This is a genomic window from Lysinibacillus sp. RS10 (genome assembly GCF_041956855.1).
In the GTDB taxonomy this organism is placed as follows: Bacteria; Bacillota; Bacilli; order Bacillales_A; family Planococcaceae; genus Lysinibacillus; species Lysinibacillus xylanilyticus_A.
In genome coordinates this window covers 607,690-627,722 of sequence record NZ_CP167122.1, presented here as the reverse complement: position 1 = coordinate 627,722, position 20,033 = coordinate 607,690, and the positions used below count along the sequence as shown (strand labels likewise).

General features: G+C 37.9%; 21 protein-coding genes and 1 pseudogene. 11 read left to right on the top strand and 11 right to left on the bottom strand.

From position 1 onward, the window contains the following. Positions 1 to 12 precede the first annotated feature (12 nt). From ACB089_RS03250 to ACB089_RS03240, 3 genes are all read right to left on the bottom strand, one after another. Entirely contained in the window at positions 13 to 927 is a 915-nt protein-coding gene (locus tag ACB089_RS03250; RefSeq protein ID WP_374965280.1) for a helix-turn-helix transcriptional regulator, read from the bottom strand. 169 nt (positions 928 to 1,096) lie between these two features. After that, on the bottom strand, positions 1,097 to 1,744 hold the full coding sequence (locus ACB089_RS03245) for a response regulator transcription factor (RefSeq protein WP_068986043.1): 648 nt from the start codon (positions 1,742 to 1,744) through the stop codon (positions 1,097 to 1,099). Between the two features lie 11 nt (positions 1,745 to 1,755). After that, positions 1,756 to 2,871 (bottom strand): GAF domain-containing sensor histidine kinase, encoded by a 1,116-nt coding sequence (locus ACB089_RS03240; RefSeq protein ID WP_374965279.1) that lies wholly within the window; start codon positions 2,869 to 2,871, stop codon positions 1,756 to 1,758. A gap of 195 nt (positions 2,872 to 3,066) precedes the next feature. Between ACB089_RS03240 and ACB089_RS03235 the strand changes: the two genes are divergently transcribed. From ACB089_RS03235 to ACB089_RS03225, 3 genes are all read left to right on the top strand, one after another. Next, positions 3,067 to 3,492 (top strand): disulfide oxidoreductase, encoded by a 426-nt coding sequence (locus tag ACB089_RS03235; RefSeq protein WP_374965278.1) that lies wholly within the window; start codon positions 3,067 to 3,069, stop codon positions 3,490 to 3,492. A gap of 54 nt (positions 3,493 to 3,546) precedes the next feature. Further along, positions 3,547 to 4,386 carry an RluA family pseudouridine synthase gene (locus ACB089_RS03230; protein ID WP_374965277.1) on the top strand — a complete coding sequence of 280 codons (840 nt, stop codon included), beginning with the start codon at positions 3,547 to 3,549 and terminating at the stop codon, positions 4,384 to 4,386. A 365-nt stretch (positions 4,387 to 4,751) separates the two neighbouring features. Further along, positions 4,752 to 6,926: a 5'-nucleotidase C-terminal domain-containing protein gene (locus tag ACB089_RS03225; RefSeq protein WP_374965276.1), complete on the top strand. Its 2,175-nt coding sequence runs from the start codon at positions 4,752 to 4,754 to the stop codon at positions 6,924 to 6,926. 45 nt (positions 6,927 to 6,971) lie between these two features. On the opposite strand, the gene ACB089_RS03220 is transcribed toward ACB089_RS03225, so the two are convergent. After that, positions 6,972 to 7,802 carry an aldo/keto reductase gene (locus tag ACB089_RS03220; RefSeq protein WP_374965275.1) on the bottom strand — a complete coding sequence of 277 codons (831 nt, stop codon included), beginning with the start codon at positions 7,800 to 7,802 and terminating at the stop codon, positions 6,972 to 6,974. Positions 7,803 to 7,886: 84 nt separating this feature from the next. Continuing rightward, positions 7,887 to 8,063 (bottom strand): hypothetical protein, encoded by a 177-nt coding sequence (locus ACB089_RS03215; RefSeq protein WP_374965274.1) that lies wholly within the window; start codon positions 8,061 to 8,063, stop codon positions 7,887 to 7,889. Positions 8,064 to 8,488: 425 nt separating this feature from the next. On the opposite strand from ACB089_RS03215, the gene ACB089_RS03210 reads away from it, so the two are divergent. After that, complete coding sequence (locus tag ACB089_RS03210; RefSeq protein WP_374965273.1) at positions 8,489 to 9,334, top strand: VOC family protein; 846 nt, start codon at positions 8,489 to 8,491, stop codon at positions 9,332 to 9,334. Between the two features lie 368 nt (positions 9,335 to 9,702). On the opposite strand, the gene trmL is transcribed toward ACB089_RS03210, so the two are convergent. Continuing rightward, the gene (gene trmL / locus ACB089_RS03205; RefSeq protein ID WP_368637035.1) at positions 9,703 to 10,176 is read right to left on the bottom strand and encodes a tRNA (uridine(34)/cytosine(34)/5-carboxymethylaminomethyluridine(34)-2'-O)-methyltransferase TrmL; all 474 of its coding nucleotides are present in this window, start codon (positions 10,174 to 10,176) and stop codon (positions 9,703 to 9,705) included. A 14-nt stretch (positions 10,177 to 10,190) separates the two neighbouring features. After that, positions 10,191 to 11,321, bottom strand: a complete 1,131-nt coding sequence (queG, locus tag ACB089_RS03200; protein WP_068986053.1) for a tRNA epoxyqueuosine(34) reductase QueG — start codon at positions 11,319 to 11,321, stop codon at positions 10,191 to 10,193. A 59-nt stretch (positions 11,322 to 11,380) separates the two neighbouring features. On the opposite strand from queG, the gene ACB089_RS03195 reads away from it, so the two are divergent. Together ACB089_RS03195 and ACB089_RS03190 are read left to right on the top strand one after the other, a co-directional pair. Further along, complete coding sequence (locus ACB089_RS03195; protein WP_374965272.1) at positions 11,381 to 12,070, top strand: B3/4 domain-containing protein; 690 nt, start codon at positions 11,381 to 11,383, stop codon at positions 12,068 to 12,070. 14 nt (positions 12,071 to 12,084) lie between these two features. After that, positions 12,085 to 12,594, top strand: a complete 510-nt coding sequence (locus tag ACB089_RS03190; protein ID WP_374965271.1) for a hypothetical protein — start codon at positions 12,085 to 12,087, stop codon at positions 12,592 to 12,594. 267 nt (positions 12,595 to 12,861) lie between these two features. Here the strand turns inward: ACB089_RS03190 and ACB089_RS03185 are convergent, their stop codons facing one another. Continuing rightward, complete coding sequence (locus tag ACB089_RS03185; protein WP_374965270.1) at positions 12,862 to 13,200, bottom strand: hypothetical protein; 339 nt, start codon at positions 13,198 to 13,200, stop codon at positions 12,862 to 12,864. Positions 13,201 to 13,827: 627 nt separating this feature from the next. Between ACB089_RS03185 and ACB089_RS03180 the strand changes: the two genes are divergently transcribed. Next, positions 13,828 to 15,414, top strand: coding sequence for a catalase (locus ACB089_RS03180; RefSeq protein ID WP_374965269.1), 1,587 nt, complete (start codon positions 13,828 to 13,830; stop codon positions 15,412 to 15,414). 48 nt (positions 15,415 to 15,462) lie between these two features. Here the strand turns inward: ACB089_RS03180 and ACB089_RS03175 are convergent. Further along, positions 15,463 to 15,615, bottom strand: a pseudogene (locus tag ACB089_RS03175) (LD-carboxypeptidase); the annotation flags it as partial. 485 nt (positions 15,616 to 16,100) lie between these two features. Here ACB089_RS03175 and ACB089_RS03170 point away from each other — a divergent pair. Together ACB089_RS03170 and ACB089_RS03165 are read left to right on the top strand one after the other, a co-directional pair. Then, positions 16,101 to 16,361, top strand: a complete 261-nt coding sequence (locus ACB089_RS03170; protein ID WP_374965268.1) for a hypothetical protein — start codon at positions 16,101 to 16,103, stop codon at positions 16,359 to 16,361. 116 nt (positions 16,362 to 16,477) lie between these two features. Then, positions 16,478 to 16,645: a hypothetical protein gene (locus ACB089_RS03165; RefSeq protein ID WP_374965267.1), complete on the top strand. Its 168-nt coding sequence runs from the start codon at positions 16,478 to 16,480 to the stop codon at positions 16,643 to 16,645. A gap of 42 nt (positions 16,646 to 16,687) precedes the next feature. On the opposite strand, the gene ACB089_RS03160 is transcribed toward ACB089_RS03165, so the two are convergent. Beyond that, positions 16,688 to 17,590 (bottom strand): LD-carboxypeptidase, encoded by a 903-nt coding sequence (locus ACB089_RS03160; RefSeq protein WP_368637028.1) that lies wholly within the window; start codon positions 17,588 to 17,590, stop codon positions 16,688 to 16,690. Positions 17,591 to 17,653: 63 nt separating this feature from the next. Here ACB089_RS03160 and ACB089_RS03155 point away from each other — a divergent pair, with 63 nt between their 5' ends. Then, positions 17,654 to 18,268, top strand: coding sequence for a hypothetical protein (locus ACB089_RS03155; RefSeq protein ID WP_374965266.1), 615 nt, complete (start codon positions 17,654 to 17,656; stop codon positions 18,266 to 18,268). Positions 18,269 to 18,284: 16 nt separating this feature from the next. On the opposite strand, the gene nagB is transcribed toward ACB089_RS03155, so the two are convergent. Beyond that, on the bottom strand, positions 18,285 to 18,998 hold the full coding sequence (nagB, locus tag ACB089_RS03150; protein ID WP_374967654.1) for a glucosamine-6-phosphate deaminase: 714 nt from the start codon (positions 18,996 to 18,998) through the stop codon (positions 18,285 to 18,287). 200 nt (positions 18,999 to 19,198) lie between these two features. Here nagB and ACB089_RS03145 point away from each other — a divergent pair, with 200 nt between their 5' ends. Further along, entirely contained in the window at positions 19,199 to 19,945 is a 747-nt protein-coding gene (locus ACB089_RS03145) for an arylamine N-acetyltransferase (protein ID WP_374965265.1), read from the top strand. The last annotated feature ends 88 nt before the right edge of the window (positions 19,946 to 20,033 follow it).

Below are 20,033 nucleotides of genomic sequence, written 5' to 3'. Positions count from 1 at the left end.
TGGAAATTATTTTTATTTATACAACTGCACAATTTCCTGTGCTCGTTTTTGCACAATCTCACTTATATGAGGTGGTTCTAACACTTTTACGCGATGACCAAAGCTAAGAAGAAAGCCATATAGCCATTCGTCCTCAGGCAATGCAATGTTAATAGTTGAACTCTCATGATCTACATGCTCAGCGCCAAATGATTCTTCTACTAATGTTGTTATTGCCGCATCGAAAGACAACGTAAGGTTGACTACATTTTGAGGGTCATGCCACTTTTTATCCCATGGAAGTTCGGATAAGTTGACTTCTTTACGCTGGAAGGTCGTCATCTCTTCTTTTAAATTTTTCATTCTCGAAATTTTAAAGAAGCGAAAATCTTCTCTCCATGTGCAATAGCCGTAAACATACCAAACCTTCCCTTTTTGGACTAACGTATGTGGCTCCAATAAGCGATTTGTTATGCGACCATGTGTAGTAGAATAGGAGAAACTTACACAATGCGCGTGTTCAATTGCTTTTTTTAATAATGTAATCTGATCCTTAAAAATGACATTCGGTCCCCAAGGGCTTAGGTCAATAAATAGTTGATCAATCGATTGTTTCACTTTTTCATCAGCAACACTCGTTAATTTTTCAAGCACTGCTTCGGCATGTGAATCTTCATATGTTGTTAGTGCACTTTTGATAGCAATAGAAAGTGACGCGAGCTCCTCCTTCGTCAGCACTTGCTTATCGACACGATAACCATCAATTAAACTTATACCACCATTAACACCCTGTTGGCTCATGACAGGAACCCCAGCACAGCTCAGCGTTTCAATATCCCGGTAAATAGTACGGACTGACACATTAAATAAATCGGCTAGCTCCTGGGCCTTCACCTTTTTTCGATTGATTAAAATCATCGTCATCGTTAAAAGACGCTCTAATTTCATGTTTGTACTCCTTACTTTATTTTTTCTATGTTAACCGCATTTTAATTACTAATCCTCTATCTATTTTAAGTATTTTTATAGTTTCATTCATTAAAAAACGACGGGCTACTACACTTTGTAGGAACTCGCCGTTTACTTATTTTTCAAGGTCTGTACTATTCATTAACCTTTATACACCACTACCCTCCGTCAGCCCGTGCTTCACAGCATAAAGAGCCGCCTGAGTTCGATCCTGTACATGTAGCTTCGTGAAAATATTAGAAATATGAGTTTTCACTGTTTTTTCTGTAACGAATAAGGAGGACGCAATTTCTCGATTACTTTTCCCTTTTGTAAGCTCTGCAAGCACATCCTGTTCACGAGGCGTTAGTGGATTTAACACATGAGGTGCATTTTTAGATTCTTGACGGTCCATTTCAAGAGTCGTTGTTGCTTCTGGATGTAATGTGTTTTCGCCTCGCATAATACGCCGAATAGACAATACCAATTCATCAGGCTCAATATCTTTTAACTGATACCCTGCCGCTCCAGCCTCCATTGCTGGCACCACATGATCACGGTCTGAAAAGCTTGTAAGCATTAAAATTTCTATTTGTGGAAACTTAGCTTTAATGCGCTTCGTTGCCTGAATACCATCCATTTCAGGCATAACTAAGTCCATGAGTATAATATCTGGCTGTATACTTTCTGCTAAAGCTACTGCCTCCAGTCCATTTTTCGCTTCTCCTACAACTTCAATATCTTTCTGTGTTTTTAAGAAAAATAATAATCCACGACGCACAACATGATGGTCGTCTGCGATTAATACACGTATCATTCTTTCCCCCCTTAATATGGTAAGCGGATTAATAGCTCTGTTCCTCTTCCAAGTTCACTCACCCAGTCAGCTGTACCACCAACTGATTTTGCACGATCCTTTATAGATTGCAAGCCCATTGAAAGTAGCTTCGTGTTGTTATCGATGACGAAGCCTCGTCCCTCATCACGAATAACAAGTAGAATATCCGTAGAAGTGACCGTAATATAAAGTGCCACTTCCAGTACACCAGCATGACGACGAACATTATTAAGTGCTTCTTGAGCTACTCGAAATAATGTTTCTTCGATCCGTGAAGGAAATTGCAGTACACCTGAGACTGTTACATGAAGCTTCAAGCCAAGCATTTCAGCATACACTTTTATCGCTTCAAGTAAACCATTTTCTAATCCTTTTGGACGGAGCTGCCAAATAAGAGCACGCATTTCCGTTAAGGCATCCTGTGTTAAATGCTGAATCTCTTTAAATGTTTCCTTAACATCACAATCATCCGTCATTTCAATACCAGCTCTCGCAGTTAAAGTAACTGAGAAAAGTAACTGGTTTACAGAATCATGTAAATCTCTAGCTAGACGGTTACGCTCCTTTACAAGTGCCATTTCTTGCTCCTGTTTTGTCAGTAAAATTCGCTTAATAGCTGATCCCATCTGAAATGCAACCGATTCAAGTAATGCTAGCTCTTCTTCTGAAAAACGCACGGTATCCTTTGATGCAACATTTAAGACACCAAAACGCTCTTGTCCCGATTGAAGTGGCACTGTTGCATGGTGTGTAATGCCCTCGTGATCACCAACATTTGCTGATATTGCGCTTTCAATTCGTTGACACTCAATAATATTAGAAGCTTTTTTTAATTCCTCATTACGATAACGAGAAACACACCAGCAGCCTCCTTTTTCTAAATAATGGCAACCTTTATACGCCAATGCCTCCGGTAAATTTTCATGGACAACAAGCTCTGACCGCCCTTTTTCATCGATAAAAAAAATCCAGCCTGTTTCAAAATTTGTGCCATTTAAAAACTTCACAAGTGCTCCCTTTAACATCGCCACTATTTCAGTTTCTTCATTTAATAACTCTGCAATTTCTTTTAAAATACTAATATTGGAATGCTCATTTTCCCTCACAAAAACACCTCTTCTTCGGCATTACTAATTTTATGATAACATTTCAAAGTCTGGAACGTCTGCCTCAGCCATTCATACTTTAGTCTGAAATTCATAAGAAAAGTATTTTGCTTATCTTTGTTAAGGTAATTTACTTCTAAAACTAGAACAACTATAATCGAACAAGTACATGGTTATAATAAGGGGAGAAGTTATATGTCTAAAAAAGAGGAAAATGGCTTATTATTTATTTGGATTGTCTCTGTCGTTGCTACACTAGGTTCCTTATACTTTTCTGAAATTCGTCATTATGAACCTTGTAAAATGTGTTGGGTCCAACGGATTTTCATGTATCCAATTGTCATTATGACTACTATTGCCTTTATTCAAAAAAATGCACGTATCGCTGTAACAACTGCTGTTTTTGCCATTATGGGCGGCAGTGTATCACTATACCATTATGGAATTCAAAAGCTTAGTTTCTTAGCTGAATCTGCACCTGCTTGTGGCGCTGTTTCATGCACAGGACAATATATTAATTGGCTAGGTTTTATTACAATACCATTTTTAGCGTTAACTGCTTTTATTTTAATTGCAGGGGCAAGCTTCTATTTAATGAAAGCTAGTAAAACAACAAATTAATTAAGGGGCCGTGTTCTAAGTTAGGAATACGGTCTTTTCTACGGAGGAAGATATATGTTTCATTATGAAATAAATACTAATAATTTGACAGTCGAGGACCTATTACGCAATCATTGGCGACTCGGTAAAAAACTGGTCCATGAATTGCGAATGGCAAAGGCTATCACAACAGTTGACGGAGAGCCTATTCAATGGAAAGATCCACTACAGGCAGGAACTATTATAAAATTTACATTTCCTATTCCACCATCTAATTATCAACCGACACCGGTTTGTGCTATAGATGTCGTCTATGAGGATGATCACTGCTTGATCGTTTCTAAACCAAAAGGCATGTCGACCCATCCAAATGATGCACGTGATACCCATACTTGTATGAATCATGTTATCGCACACATTAAAGAGCAGGGTGGCACTTATGCAGAGCATGTGCATCGATTAGATAGAGGGACACAGGGTTTGTTACTTGTAGCAAAGCATCCACTGGCTAAGTCAATTTTTGATCGTATGATCGAAGAAAAATCCATAATTCGAACTTACGCAGCAGAGGTACAAGGAAATCTACGTTCTTCAACAGGCACAATCGCCGAATCTATCGGAAAAGACCGACACCATGCAACAAGACGTGTTGTTTCAAAAACGGGACAGCATGCAGTAACACACTATGAGGTTGTCGCTCGCTATAAAAATTCTTGTGTTGTCCATTTAATTCTAGAAACGGGTAGAACACATCAAATCCGTGTACATTTAGCACATATCGGTCATCCGATTATTGGTGATACGATGTATGGAGCAAGAGAAACTGCAAGTGGTGACTATGAACTCCATGCCATTCAATTGGAATTCGAGCATCCATTTTTAAATAAACAAATCGTTGTAAAAGATCAACAGTAATTACCGCACTGCACTTCCCATTGTTAGACATTAGCTAACAATTGGAGGTGCAGTTTTTTCATGCCTTTTTTGTTTCTGACGTGCGAAAGTGCAACGACAGCAGCGACAAAAGCGGCTCATCGAAGACCCCAGGAAGCACCCAGTCTGAACGGAAATCACCCCCACGTTATAGTAATGATCCTTTACTTCAAACTTTTTACTTTTAATTATAAAAAAGTATAAATATAGCATTTACCATTTCTTCGTTTATTTTTTACAGTAAATTTAATATACATTTCCATTATTGGTAATGACGATGGATTTCTTTCATGATAGAATAGAGTAAATTGTCAGTCATCTGACATATTATGAGGAGGAATTTATTGATGAAATGGGTTAAAAGTATTGCAGCAACAACTCTAGCTGCGAGTTTACTAGCTACACCCGGTTTTGCTGCACACGCTGCAGACACAACACCAACAGCTAAGAAGGATGATTTCAAGTTAACAATTCTACACTCAAATGATACGCATGCACACGTTGAAGCTGCTCCACAGCGTGCAACAAAAGTAAAAGAACTTCGTGCTGCGAATCCAAACTCACTTCTTTTAGATGCTGGTGATGTTTTCTCTGGTACTCTCTACTTCAATCAATTTTCTGGAGAAGTTGATATGAAGTTAATGAACTCCATGGGCTACGATGCAATGGTATTTGGTAACCATGAGTTCGATTTAGGGTCAAGCCCAGAAGGACATGCTGCACTTGCGAAATTTGTTAAGGGAGCAGAATTCCCATTAGTAGGAGCTAACTTAGATTTCTCAAAAGATTCTTTATTTGACGGCTTACAATTCCAAACAGTTACAAAAGACTTTGAAAAAGGTAAAATTTATAACGGTATTATTAAAGAAGTCGATGGCGAAAAAGTAGGTATTTTTGGTTTAACAACTGAAGAAACACCTTCCATTTCAAGCGTTGCTAATGTTCAATTTGCAAACTATATTGACTCTGCAAAAAAAACAGTAGCAGAATTTGAAAAACAAGGTGTTAACAAAATTATCGCACTAACACATTTAGGCTTTGATGATTCAAAAGATTTCGATAACGACCAATTACTAGCTTCAACTGTAGAAGGTATTGATGTTATCGTAGGTGGTCATACACATACAAAATTAGACAAGCCTGTGAAAGCAGAAACGCAATTCAAGGACCCTACAATTATCGTTCAAACAGGTCAATATAGCGAAAATTTAGGTGAACTAGATTTAACATTCAACGATAACGGTGCAGTTGTTGACTACTTCGGTCAATTACATGCTTTAAATGATAAAGAAAAACCAGTAGCAGCAGATCCAGAGGCAGCTAAACTTTTAGCTCCATATTCTGAAAAAATTACTGCAGTTAAACAACAATCAACAGGCAATACTGCTGTGTCGACACTAGATGGCAAACGTGGTCTTTGGGGCGTACGTGCTGGCGAAACTAATCTTGGTAACTTAATTACTGATGGTATGCTTGCGGGTGCAAAGAAAATTGATCCAGAAGTACAATTTGCATTCCAAAATGGCGGTGGTATCCGCGCAAGTATTGACACAGGAGATATCACTGTTGGTGAAGTCATGACAGTTATGCCATTCGGTAATGCGCTTGGTATCGTAAAATTAACGGGTGCTGAAATCTACGAAATTGTAGAACATAGTGTGAAAGATTTCCCGAAAGAATTCGGTGGCTTCTTACACTTCTCAGGTTTACAAGTAGAGTTTGATGGCAAAGCACCAGCTGGTAAACGTGTAAAATCTATTAAATTAAATGGTAAAGAGCTAGATAAAGCAGCATACTATAAAGCTGCAACAAATACATTTACTGCCAAAGGTGGAGACGGCTACGAAACACTTGCAAAAGTATATGCTGATGGTCGTGTAAGTGAGCCTGGTACAATTGACTATGAAATGTTTATCCAACACTTAGATACACTGAAAAAAGTTGATCCAAAAGTAGAAGGTCGTATTATTGCCACAATTCCATTTACAGATATTGCAAAAGGCTCGGAAACAGAAGGCTATGTTCGCGATCTTTATTACCGTGATTTAACAAAAGGTACTTCTGCAACAACATATTCACCAAACGCAAACTTAACTCGTGCTCAAGCTGCATCATTTATCTCACGTGCATTACATCTTGAAGCTAAAGGTCAAGCAACATTCTCGGATATTGCTAACTTAAATCCTGCAACACAAAAAGAAATTACAGCACTTGCTGAGGCTGGAATTGTACAAGGTGTAAATGGTAAATTCAATCCTGATGCAAAAGTAACTCGTTCTCAACTTGCATTAATGTTTGCTCGTGCATACGACCTACAACATGATGCAAAAACGGGTTTAAAAGCTGATTTCAGTGATGTTTCTAAATACGATGCTGAAACACAAAATGCTATCGCACTTATGAAAGACTTAAAGATTGTTAGCGGCGCAAACGGCAAATTCATGCCTGGTAACAACGCTACACGTGCACATATGGCAAAAATGCTTTCTAACTACATTCCTTATGTAAAAGAATCTAAATAATATTATTAAGAATCCCGCTTCTCTAATTAGAGAGCGGGATTTCTATTAGAAATTAAATTTAAAATGATCTGGGTCCTGCCCAAATCGTTCATTACGATTTAACGTAGCCATTTTATCCATTTGAGCTACTGTTAATTCGAAATCGAAAATCTGTGCGTTTTCCTCAATCCGACTAGGTGTAACAGATTTCGGAATAACAAGTGTATCATTTTGTAAATGCCAGCGAAGGACTACCTGTGCAGCTGTCTTCCCTATTTCGCGCCCAATTTCCATAATCGTTGGATGATCAAGGACACCACCACGACCTAGTGGAGACCATGCCGTAACAGCAATTCCATGCTCACTACAAAATGCTCTTAATGCGTCTTGCTGTAAATATGGATGCACCTCTACTTGGTTAACCATTGGTGCAATATTTGCTTTGGCTAATAATTTTTGCAAATGATGCTCATGGTGATTCGAGACACCTGTTGCACGAATTAATTTTTCATCATATAAACGTTCAATTGCTCTATACGTTTCTTCAAATGTTTCAGGTACTGCCCAATGGGTTAAATATAAATCTAAATAATCCATATTTAATTTTTTTAATGATACTTCAAAAGCACGTAATGTTTCATCATAGCCTTGGTCATTATTCCAAACCTTTGTCGTCACAAAAATATCTTCACGTTTAACGCCTGAGTGACGAATAGCTTCGCCCACCTCAGTTTCATTACCATAAAGAGATGCTGTATCAATAGCTCGGTAACCAAATTGAAGAGCTTTATCAATGGCATTCAAAGTTTCATCACGCTCTGTCATTTTATAGACACCTAAGCCAAAGCGAGGCATTTCCACACCATTTGCTAACGTTTTTGTTGAATGTAAATTCAAAAATAACAACCCCTTTCTTTCCCTAGTTCCATTATACAAAAAATTGGTTTTAAGAAATATAAGGAAAATTTTCGGGGCAATTTCTTAATGTTTTTTTGTTTCCTCTTCAAGATCATCTACTTGGATAGGGTCTGGAATTCGATCGTCTTCCGCAAGCTCCAAACCATCACGTAAATGCTCCATTTGCTTTCCTAAATCCTTTAAATCTTGAAAGTTTCTAGCCATTGTACCGTTCTCGATATTCGGAACTTTTTTTTCCATTATCATCACCTCTCTTATAGTTTTCCCGAAATAGTTATTTCTGAACCATTTCTGACATATTTTATTCCGCTATATCGTTTCATTTTTATAGTGGATAGGCTATACTAAAAAGAGATGTCTTTATAAACATGAGGAGGGTTCTTCCATGAGTTTACTATTAATTATTGGTGTAACTGTAGCGTTCTTAGCTGCTATTTTCACTGCTGGTTACGAAGGCGACTACAGAGCAGACAAATAATACCTCAAGAAATCACTAAGCATGCATATGCTTAGTGATTTTCTTTTTTTTGAGAAGGACCTCGTCAGTTACTTCTCTTTTTTTTGGAACAATATAATTACTTGACTTTCAACACTTTATAAAATAAACTTACTTACATAAAGTAACTTAATAATTAAATACAACTTATATTTGGAGGTAATCTACTATGCATTTTCATGAAAAACCTAACACATATGTTACAAATGTTGAAATTAAAGTGAGTGATTTACAACGTTCATTAACTTATTATCAGGAGGTAATTGGCTTTAAAGTTTTACATCAGGAATCTCATAAAGCAACTTTAACAGCAGATGGCAAAACGGCTTTACTAACAATCGTCCAACCCGAAACAGTGGAAGAAAAAACGAGCTTAACAACTGGACTCTATCACTTTGCAATTTTATTGCCTACTCGTCGTGATTTAGCCAATATCATTTCTCATTTCCATAACAACGGCGTGTACTTCGGAGCATCCGACCACGATGTAAGTGAAGCATTATATTTAAATGATCCTGATAAAAACGGCATCGAGGTTTATGTTGATCGCCCTGAAAGTGAATGGACTTGGCATTTCGACCAAGTTCATATGGTTACTGAACCTCTTAAAATTCACTCTATATTAGAGGAAGGTGATGGTAGATGGAATGGTCTGCCTACTAATACGGTTATGGGGCATATTCATTTATCAGTATCTAATTTAGCTGCCGCAGAGGAATTTTATACAAAGGGATTAGGATTTGATGTTGTCACTCGCTACGGTGCACAAGCATTATTTATCTCAACTGGCCGCTATCACCATCATATCGGTTTAAACACTTGGCACTCTGAAAACGCACCAAAGCTTGGTGAAAATATGGTTGGCTTAAAAACATTTTCACTGCGTCTAGACAATGAAGAACAAGCAGCAACAATGAAAGAAAATCTTCGTGCAATTGGTGCACCGGTTACTAATATAGATGGAGGATTCCAAACAGAGGATCCAGCAGGTAATGTTGTTTTATTGAAATTTTAAAAGTGGTGCGGGTCTTTCCGTCAGTCAGTTTGAGGATTGTATCCGTCGCTTGACGGGCTTTCCGTCGCTTGCGAAGTTCTTTCCGTCACTTGATGGGTTCTTTCCGTCGCTTGACGGGTTCTTTCCGTTGCTTGACGGGTTTCTTTCCGTCGCTTGAAGGGTTCTTTCCGTTGCTTGACGGGTTTCCTTCCGTCGCTTGACGGGTTCTTTCCGTCGCTTGGGAAGTTCTTTCCGTCACTTGATGGGTTCTTTCCGTCGCATGCAGAAATAAAATAAAAAAATTTCACATCAGAAAAGCGCGAGAAATCAATGTTTCTAAATTGATTTCCCGCGCTTTTGAGGTTTTGACCAGTTATGTCCCAGCCTCTTTAATTTAACCCTGGGTATCCCTGTTGACGCAACGCTTCATAAATAACAATTGCTGCTGTATTCGATAAATTTAGTGAACGGACATGCTCACTCTGTGGAATGCGTAAGCACATTTCTCGACGCTCATACGCAAAATCCTTTGGTAAGCCAGTCGTTTCTTTTCCAAACATAAAGTAAATATCACGATCTTTATCACTAAAATCATGTGTCGTAAATGGCTCTTCACTATATGTCTCAATTAAATAAACGTCGCCATTTTTTGATGCCTCTAAAAAATCTTCTAGTGAATCATGATACACGACATTAACACTATGCCAATAATCCAAGCCCGCACGTTTTAGCATTTTATCGTCTGTAGAAAAGCCTAGTGGGCGGATTAAATGTAATGAGGTATTTGTTCCAGCACATGTGCGTGCAATATTTCCCGTATTCGCTGGAATTTCTGGTTGATATAAAACGATATGCAATGGCATAACGGTACACTTCCTTAACTAAAAAATTGTAAACCTTTGTTAATTTCAACAAGTACTTCCTCGTCTTGTTCTTTTACTTTTGCTTCAAGTAATGCAGATTGAGCCTGCTCCCCGCCGATTTTACCTAAAGCCCATGCTGCCGTTCCTCGAATAACAGGTCGTTCGTCCTTTTTAAGAAGTGCTACTAAATCTGGTACAGCAGCCTCCTCTTTAAAATGTGCGAGTGCCAAAATAGCATTACGTTGAATAGGCTTCTTCCCCCGCCATGAACCTGAGACATGTCCAAACTTTTCTTTAAAGTCACGATTTGAAATCGTTAAAAGTGGCACGAGTAGTGGCTTTGCTAGCTCTGGATCAGGCTTAAATTCCTCGTGTATCCAGTTAATCTTTCCTTTATTTTTTGGGCATACGGTCTGGCACGTATCACAGCCATACAAACGATTACCAATATGACTACGAAACTCATCAGGCAATGTTCCCTTCGTTTGCGTTAAAAAGGCTATACAACGTTGAGAGTTTAGCTGTCCCCCTTCGATTAACGCACCTGTTGGACAAACATCTAAACATAAACGGCAATCTCCACATTCATCCTCCATAGGCTTATCGGGTGCGAAGGGTATATTCGTAATAAGCTCCCCCAAATAGACGTAGGAACCAAACTCAGGCGTAATAATCGAGCAGTTTTTCCCGCCCCAGCCTATTCCTGCGCGTTCTGCTACTGCCCTATCCACAAGTGCACCTGTATCCACCATTGATTCAATGCGTACACCTTCTATTCGTGCTTCAAGCCAAGCAGATAATAATTTCAGTCGCTCACGTAATGCTGTATGATAATCGACACCCCATGAAGCGCGGCAAAAAATCCCACGCCTTGCTCCCTTCTTGCCAACAGGTGCATTTTGCATACGCGACGGATAGGCTACAGCTATCGCCACAATACTTTCTGCTCCCTCCAACAATTGTAGGGGTTCGGTACGTTTTTCAATATCACTTTCTTCAAAGCCCGACTGATAGCCAAGCTCTTGTTGGCGGCGCAGTCGATTTTTTAATTCTGTAAATGGAGCTGCTGTTGTAAAGCCAATTTTATCTACACCAATGGACATTGCATACGCCACAAATTCACGTTGTAGGTCATGTATGTTCATTTTATTTCCAACTCCTTACATGGTACAATAATTGAAATAAACAAAGTAGGTGATGTTTTATGCAAATTTCAATTAATCAATCTCTATTGACACAACATCCCGAGCTAAAAATCGGCATTATTCATTATACCAAAATTGTCGTTGCAGAATCGCCTCAAATGATTAAAGGCCGCATGCAATTGTATCAGGAAAATCTCTATTTAGAAATGCACGATAATCCTGTAACACAACGTGACGGTATCGCAGAATGGCGACGATTATGGAGAGAGCTTGGCGCTGATCCTAATCGTTATCGTCACTCAGCAGAAAGCTTAATGCGCAGAATTAGTAAGCAAAATTATTTAACACCGCTTCACTCTGGTGTTGATTTAAATAACCTCTTCTCCTTGCAATATGAAATTCCAGTAGGCTTATATGATATAGCTAAACTAAAAGGGAATATAGACATTGCACTTGGCAACGAGGAAACTGGCTATGAGGGCTTAAATGGGCGTTTTAATTCATTAAAAAATATCCTCTATAGCGGTGATGCTGAAGGAGCATTTGGGTCACCATTTGTCGATTCTAAACGTACGTCTGTTTCAGAAGAAACGACTGAGGCTCTACATATTTTCTACCTTCGCCCATCACTGTCAGAAGAAAATGCGGAAGAACTTCTTGCATCTGCTGGCAAAATGTTTAATCAAATTCATGGCGGCGATTATAAAATAGCCTTATTATCAAACGCAGCACCATCTACTACATTGTAAAAGGACGTGTTTTCATGATTAATCTTGCAGAAGCCGTTAAGCTAAAAAGTATTTTATCAAAAAAAGTTCAGGAGCTTGTTAGCGAATTACATCGTAGCGCCTTCGTAACTATTGAAAAAGGACAAACACCCAAAACAAGTAATCGTGCAATGAAAGTAATTGAAGCTGAATTAGCTCAAGTACGTCTCGATGTTCGTACATTGGATCGTTTAGTATATGAAGCAAATATAAAAAACTCAGTAGACTTTAAAGGCGGAAAACTAGCTTTAGTTGAAGCGATTGAGCTCGCAACACAGCTTCGTGCAGATGCCGAACTTTGCAAACAGTTTAGCATGCATGAAAAAGAAAGTGTACGCATGGGCTATGGTGAAAATACAATGCTTTATGAAATGGCTATGTATGAACCAGATGAGTACCGTGAACGTGCGATTACACTTGAAAAAGATGCACATAAATTATCGAATCTTATCAATACAAAGAATTATAGTGTTGAAATCGATTTCGATGATTCTCGTTATTTCTAATCAGGTCGTAAAATACTCAATAAAAAAGCATCCTTTTTGAACTGTACCCCAATTGTGTTTAACAATTGGGGATGTAGCTCATTTAGAGATGCTTTTTGTATTACTTTGTTAAATCATAATTAAATTCAAATTTTCCTGAATCGATATCAGTCCCATCATGAACTGCATCTCCAATCGTTAGTTAGTGTCAAACAATTGAGGTGTAGTTCATCACGAAGAGGTCTCTATAGGTTTTATTCAATTAACGCTCCTGTTTTAGTTTATAATTTAAGTTTCGCTTGGCGGAATTATTCCCCAAACAAGTAGAACAAAGAATACTAATCCAATTAAAAAGAAGATAAATGAAGCAGTAAATACTGGACCTATTGTATAAGTGAAGCGTTCTCTTTTCTGAATAATACCTGTTTTCCCACTAACCTGAGAAGCATATAACCTAGACATTGCTCCACCACTACTTGAAAAGTAAAACGCTCCTCCAGCAAAAGCCATACCAGTAAAAAACATTACTTCGATGAATCTTACAGAGAAAAATGAGGCAATAAAATACGTAATAATAACTTCTAGAATAAATGTCACTATCATAACAGTTATATTTTTCCTATTCATATAATCCCCCCTACTCTTCAAATTTAATGTTCCTTACTATGTATACGATTGAATCGAATCGAAGTTCCATCTTTTACTTAATTATACAGTTTGTTTTCGAAATTTTCAGTAAATATTTCGCTAGTCGTTTGAATTCCATATTTGCTTTTGCTGAAATTTTAAGGTGGGAGACCTGTACTTGACGCTTTGAGCTTTTCATATCACTTGAAACTGTATACAATAGATTTATGGGGTCGATGAGACTTCATATTGAATTGGATGTGCTGTTTTCAAAACTAGCTTTTGGTGCTAACTTAACTAAACCAATGACAAGTTACCTGTTACTGTATGACCAATGACTAATAACCAACTATAAGCAATGGCCATACTCAAACAACTTACAATTATTTGAAAAAGCCATCCAAATAGCTCTCTTACATCTTGTGTGTAAGAGAGCTTTTTAAAAGGTGAGGTAGAAAGACTAAATTTAAAATAAAATCAATTTATTAGACCATTGTTTATGGTATGAAACCCCCTAAAAAAAGCATTCTTTAGCTCTCTTCCATCTCATGTGAAGGAGAGTTTTTTCATGTCTATTTGTTCACTAACATGTACACAATGGATATATCTAAAGAAAGGGGCTAAACAATGACAAAACAACATGATTCAACAAACGAGCATGACATGACTTTGACAAATCGACAAGGACACCCTATTACTAACAATCAAAATATACGAACTGTCAGTAATCGTGGACCTGCAACACTTGAAAACTATGATTTTATAGAGAAAATAAGTCACTTTGACCGTGAAAGAGTACCTGAGCGTGTTGTACATGCCCGAGGTGCAGGGGCACATGGCTATTTTGAGACATACGGTGTTGTTGGGGATGAGCCTATTTCTAAGTATACAAGAGCAAAAGTATTTCAGGATAAGGGTAAGCAGACGCCCGTTTTTGTGCGCTTCTCAACAGTTATTCACGGCGGCCATTCACCAGAAACATTACGTGATCCACGAGGCTTTGCTGTAAAGTTCTATACTGAGGATGGTAACTGGGATTTAGTTGGCAATAATTTAAAAATCTTCTTTATCCGTGATGCCATGAAATTCCCTGATATGATTCACGCTTTTAAGCCTGATCCCATTACAAATATTCAAGACGTTGAACGTTTTTTTGATTTCTGTGCAAGCTCTCCAGAAACCTTCCATATGGTGACATTCGTTTATTCGCCTTGGGGGATTCCAGCTAACTATCGAATGATGCAGGGTTCTGGTGTTAATACGTATAAATGGGTTAATAGTGAAGGTAAAGCGGTATTAGTAAAATACCATTGGGAGCCACTACAGGGCATTAAAAACTTAACACAAAAAGAAGCGGAAGAAATCCAAAAGAAAAACTTCAATCATGCCACACAGGATTTATACGACGCAATTAAAAACGGTGATTATCCTGAATGGGAATTAAACGTACAAATTATGGAGGATGGGCCACACCCCGAGCTCGATTTTGATCCACTAGATGATACGAAGCTTTGGCCTAATGATCAATTCCCATGGCTTCCAGTAGGTAAAATGGTGTTAAACAAAAATCCAGAAGATTATTTTGCTGAGGTTGAACAGGCCACTTTCGGTACAGGTGTACTTGTGGATGGATTGGATTTCTCGGATGATAAAATGTTACAGGGTCGTACCTTCTCTTACTCTGATACACAGCGTCATCGTGTAGGTGCGAACTATTTACAGCTTCCTATCAATGCTCCTAAAAAACGAGTAGCAACCAATCAAAACGGTGGTCAAATGATGTACAAGCGTGATTTAGCTCCAGGGCAAAATCCTCATATTAACTATGAGCCTTCGATGTTAAATGGTTTAAAGGAAGCTACACAAACAGCTAAGGAATATACACCACTAGTGGAAGGCAATCTCGTTCGGGAATCCATTGATCGTCAAAGTAACACGAAGCAAGCTGGAGAAACATATCGCAATTTTGAACAGTGGGAGCGAGATGAGCTGCTTGAAAATTTAATTCGTGATTTATCAGTTTGTAATAAAGCCATCCAAGAAGCAATGATTGCATTAGCGGAAGAAGCAGATGAAGAATACGGTCTTTTATTAAAAGAAGGATTACAAAAAGCTCGAAATGATTCATCTTCATCTAAGCCGCTCGGTAATATTGATGGAGATGAAGCCCCTAAAGAAGCTGTAGATAAAGGACATGGCGCAGAGCCTTATTAATATTCATAATAAAACACTCAGCACAATATAAAGTGCTGAGTGTTTCTTTTAATGCACACCAGGCAAAATCTTCAGTACCTTTTCCTGTGCATCTAAAATTGCATCTACTCCTAACGGAATAGCAATATTTGTTTCTTCATGGCCAATTTTAAAGCCTGCTACAACTGGAATACCTAAATCTGCAAGATATTCTTTAATTAAACAGCTCTCTTACATCTGATGTGTAGGAGAGCTTTTTATGTGCATATAATTACCTCATCTTGCTTTAACGAATAAAGTAGCAACATGAAGAAACCATCTTAGCAATAATACTCCACCGAAAATTAACATGATTAAAAATCCAGTATAGTTAAACCGTTATGTAGCATTTTCTATCTCTCCTCATATTCATTTAAAAACTCCTATTATAAGAAACATTCGACAAATTAATCTTTAAAGTTTGTTTATGTTCATTTTAAGTTTATCAAAAGATGTTAAAAAACCTGAAAAAGCTGATTCTGAATATTTCGGAATTAATGCTATTATTTTTAATAAGTTTGGGATAGGTGTCGTCACGGTGAGCACTGCCGCTAAGTTTTCGCCTATTTTTATAACAAAAAAATATATTTATGAAAGTATATAGAGAGTTTATGATAAAACGTAATATTCTTTCTGACTATTCGGAATAACGAAGGGTGGGTTATATTATGTTAAAAAAAGGAACTCATTTTGAAATGTCTACAATGTATTGGGTTATATTATTAGGACTATTTTTACTTCTTAGTTATAAAAATTTATTCTTTGGTTGGTCAATACAAAACTATTTAACAAATAAAATAGAATTAGGAATTTTTAGCAGATATGTATTTATTTTATTCACAAGTTTTATAGAATCGTTTATTTATATTTTATTTATCCGTTTTTCTGTTTTCATATTCAATAGGGCTTTTTTTAAAAAAAATGAGTAAATTGATCACTTTTGGCTATTCTGAGGTCAAATCTTTATAAGAATATAACAATCCATAATAAGTAGCAATTAAAGAAATAGAGTTATTTTCTTATATATATAGCCATCCAAGAAGCAATGATTGCATTAGCGGAAGAAGCAGATGAAGAATACGGTCTTTTGTTAAAAGAAGGATTACAAAAAGCTCGAAATGATTCATCGTCATCTAAGCCGCTCGGTAATATTGATGGTGATGAAGCCCCTAAAGAAGCTGTAGATAAAGGACATAGCGCAGAGCCTTATTAAAAATAAAACGCTCAGCACAATATTACGTGCTGAGCGCTTCTTTTAATGCACACCAGGCAAAATCTTCAGTACCTTTTCCTGTGCATCTAAAATTGCATCTACTCCTAACGGTATAGCAATATTTGTTTCTTCATGGCCAATTTTAAAGCCTGCTACAACTGGAATACCTAAATCTGCAAAATATTCCTTCATTAAAGTAAACAGTGCCGCTTCATCCGCTCCTGTTTGCGTAAAGGAACCAATAATAACACCCGCTAACTGCTCAAGCTTTCTCGCTTGCTTTAAGTGCTGTAGCATCGAATCAATATGTGGAATCGTCTCCGCTAGCTCCTCGATCAATAAAATTCTACCTTCCGTGCGAACTTCAAATTTTGTACCTATCGTATTTACTAGGCGTCGTAAATTTCCTCCAATAATCTGGCCACGAGCTACACCAGGTGCAATCGTTGTTAATGGTGAAATATCCTCCGTATACTGTAATTCCATCGGTGAAAATAACTGTAAAAACATTCTCTTTGATACAGCATCTATTCTTTCTACAGACATAAGTAGAGGCCCATGAAACGTTACTAGATTCGCATATTCATTAATGGCGCAATGTAAATATGTAAGATCGGAGAAGCCCCAGATAATTTTTGGATTTTCCACTAATAGTTCATAGTCAATCTTTTCCGCAATTCGAGCAGAGCCATAGCCACCCTTCACACAAAAAATTGCCTTTATCTCTGGATTTTTTACCATCTCATGAAAGTCAGCTAGACGTTCTTCGTCGCTACCTGCTAGATAATCATGCTTTGCCTGAATCGTATCCCCAATAATATATTGAAGGCCTAAATCATCAAGAAAGGATGTCGCATCCCCTAGCATTTCGGGCTTCACTAGACTTGATAAAGCCACCAGACCTACTGTATCGCCCTTCTGTAAATGTGGTACGGTACTTTTCATCCTAATCCCTCCTATTGTTTTCACTATTCTAGCATATAGACAATATTGTAGCATTGATTAGTAGTGAAGCTAGTCCCTATAACATCTAAACTTCCGGGTGAATGGTCCGACTTTGGCTCTTCTAGCCATCTCTTTGGTGGGGCTATCCGTGACTTTAGCTGCTCTATCCACGACTTTGACGGGGCTATCCACGATTTTTGCTGCTCTATCCACGACTTTGACGGGGCTATCCACGACTCTGGCTATTCTATCCACGACTTTGACTATTCTATCCGTCGCTCTCGCCTTTCTATCCGTCGCTTTGGCTATTCTATCCACAACTTTGACTCTTCTATCCACGACTCTGGCTATTCTATCCACGACTCTGGCTATTCTATCCACGACTCTGGCTATTCTATCCACGACTTTGACTCTTCTATCCGCCGCTCTCGCCTTTCTATCCACGACTCTGGCTATTCTATCCACGACTCTGGCTATTCTATCCACGACTCTGGCTATTCTATCCACGACTTTGACTCTTCTATCCACGACTCTGGCTATCCTATCCACGACTCTGGCTATTCTATCCACGACTTTGACTCTTCTATCCGCCGCTCTCGCCTTTCTATCCATCACCTTGGCTCTACTATCCGCCGCAATAAACTCAAAATAAAAAAGCGCAGACTTTATATAAAATAAAGTCTACGCTTATTTTTTATTTTGTTCCGCCGTAAATAACCGTTACATTTGGATGGTTTAATAATTGACTTGCTGGGAAATCTTCCGTCACAATACCACTTTTTAATTTTTCGATAGCTTCTAGTTTCTTCTCACCAAAGGCAATTAACACGATTGCCTTCGCATTCATAATAGAGTGAATGCCCATTGTAATAGCATGTGTTGGTACATCTTTAAAGTCATCAAAATAAATTGCATTTTCAGTGCGTGTAGATTCAGTTAGCTCTACAATATTAGTTAGTGAATCAAAAGGCGTGCCCGGTTCATTAAAGCCAATATGTCCGTTAACGCCAATACCCAGAAGCTGTAAATCAATTCCTCCGGCTTCCTTGATGCGAGCATCGTATGCTACACACTCAGCATCTAACTCTTCAGCCTTACCATTTGGTAAATGTATATTTTCTTCCTTAATATCCACATGATTGAATAAATTCTCATGCATGAATGTCCAATAGCTTGCTGGACTTGATTGATCGAGACCAACATATTCGTCTAAGTTAAACGTAATAACGTCGCTAAAAGATATAGTTCCAGCTTGTTGGCGTTTCACTAATTCCTTATACATCCCTACAGGAGAACCACCCGTTGCTAATCCTAAAATACTTGCCGACTTCACTTGTAATTGCTTAGTGAAAATATCCGCTGCTACTTCGCTCATTTCATCGTAAGAATTTACTTCTATCCATGTCATTTTAGTTGTCATAGTCATATATATACCTACCTTGTAATCTTTATTATTAACTAAATTGGTAAATAGTTCACTAAATAGTAGCTAACACATTAATTTTACTAGTTATCCATCTAATTTTCTATTATTTTCTTTTTGAATATTATACGTGTATTCCCAAGCCATTTCGGTTATGTTATTTAATAAGGAAGTGAGGCGATTTAATGAATTCACAAATACAGCAATATTTGAAACACCTTCTTTTTCAAGGACCTTTAACTGAGCCGTCTATTAAACTACTTGGTCAATTACAAACAAGACATTTATACACCATCCCGTATGAAAACTTGGATGTTGCCTTGAAACAAGACATCTCCTTCTCAATTCCTGATATTTTTCAAAAAATAATTGTTCACAAACGTGGAGGCAATTGCTTTGAGCTAAATATTTTATTTAGCTGGCTACTTCGTGAACTCGGATTTTCTGTGACCAATCGCTACGCACAGTTTTGGCGCAACATTGAAGCAGATACTCCTACCGAAGATGTCCCTATGCATCAGCTCTTGCTTGTTAATTTTGCTGACCAATCCTATATTTCCGATGTTGGTGTAGGTGCATTAGCTCCTTGTAAGCCAGTTCCACTCATTGCTGGGCATCTCTACCGTGAAGGCAATGAACTTTATAAAATTGTACAAGATGATGCGAACGGCTGGATGCTGTACGAACAAACACAACACAATTGGCGTTTGCTCTATAGTTTTTTTGATGACGCTAACGATGCAAAGTTTGCTCCAAGACTTTCTAAACAACAAAATAAAATCGCTATGATTCGTACCCCTCGTGGACGACATACAATGCTTAACGACGAATTCCGAATATACGAGGGACACTCCCTAACAACCTATACAACACATAACGAAAAGGAATGGCTACAAGCACTTCAGCGTTTTTTTCATATTTCATTAGATTAGATGCTTCATGAATCGAGTAGGAGACTAGCCATTAATTGACTAGTCGACCTCTCACACCACCGTACGTACGGTTCCGTATACGGCGGTT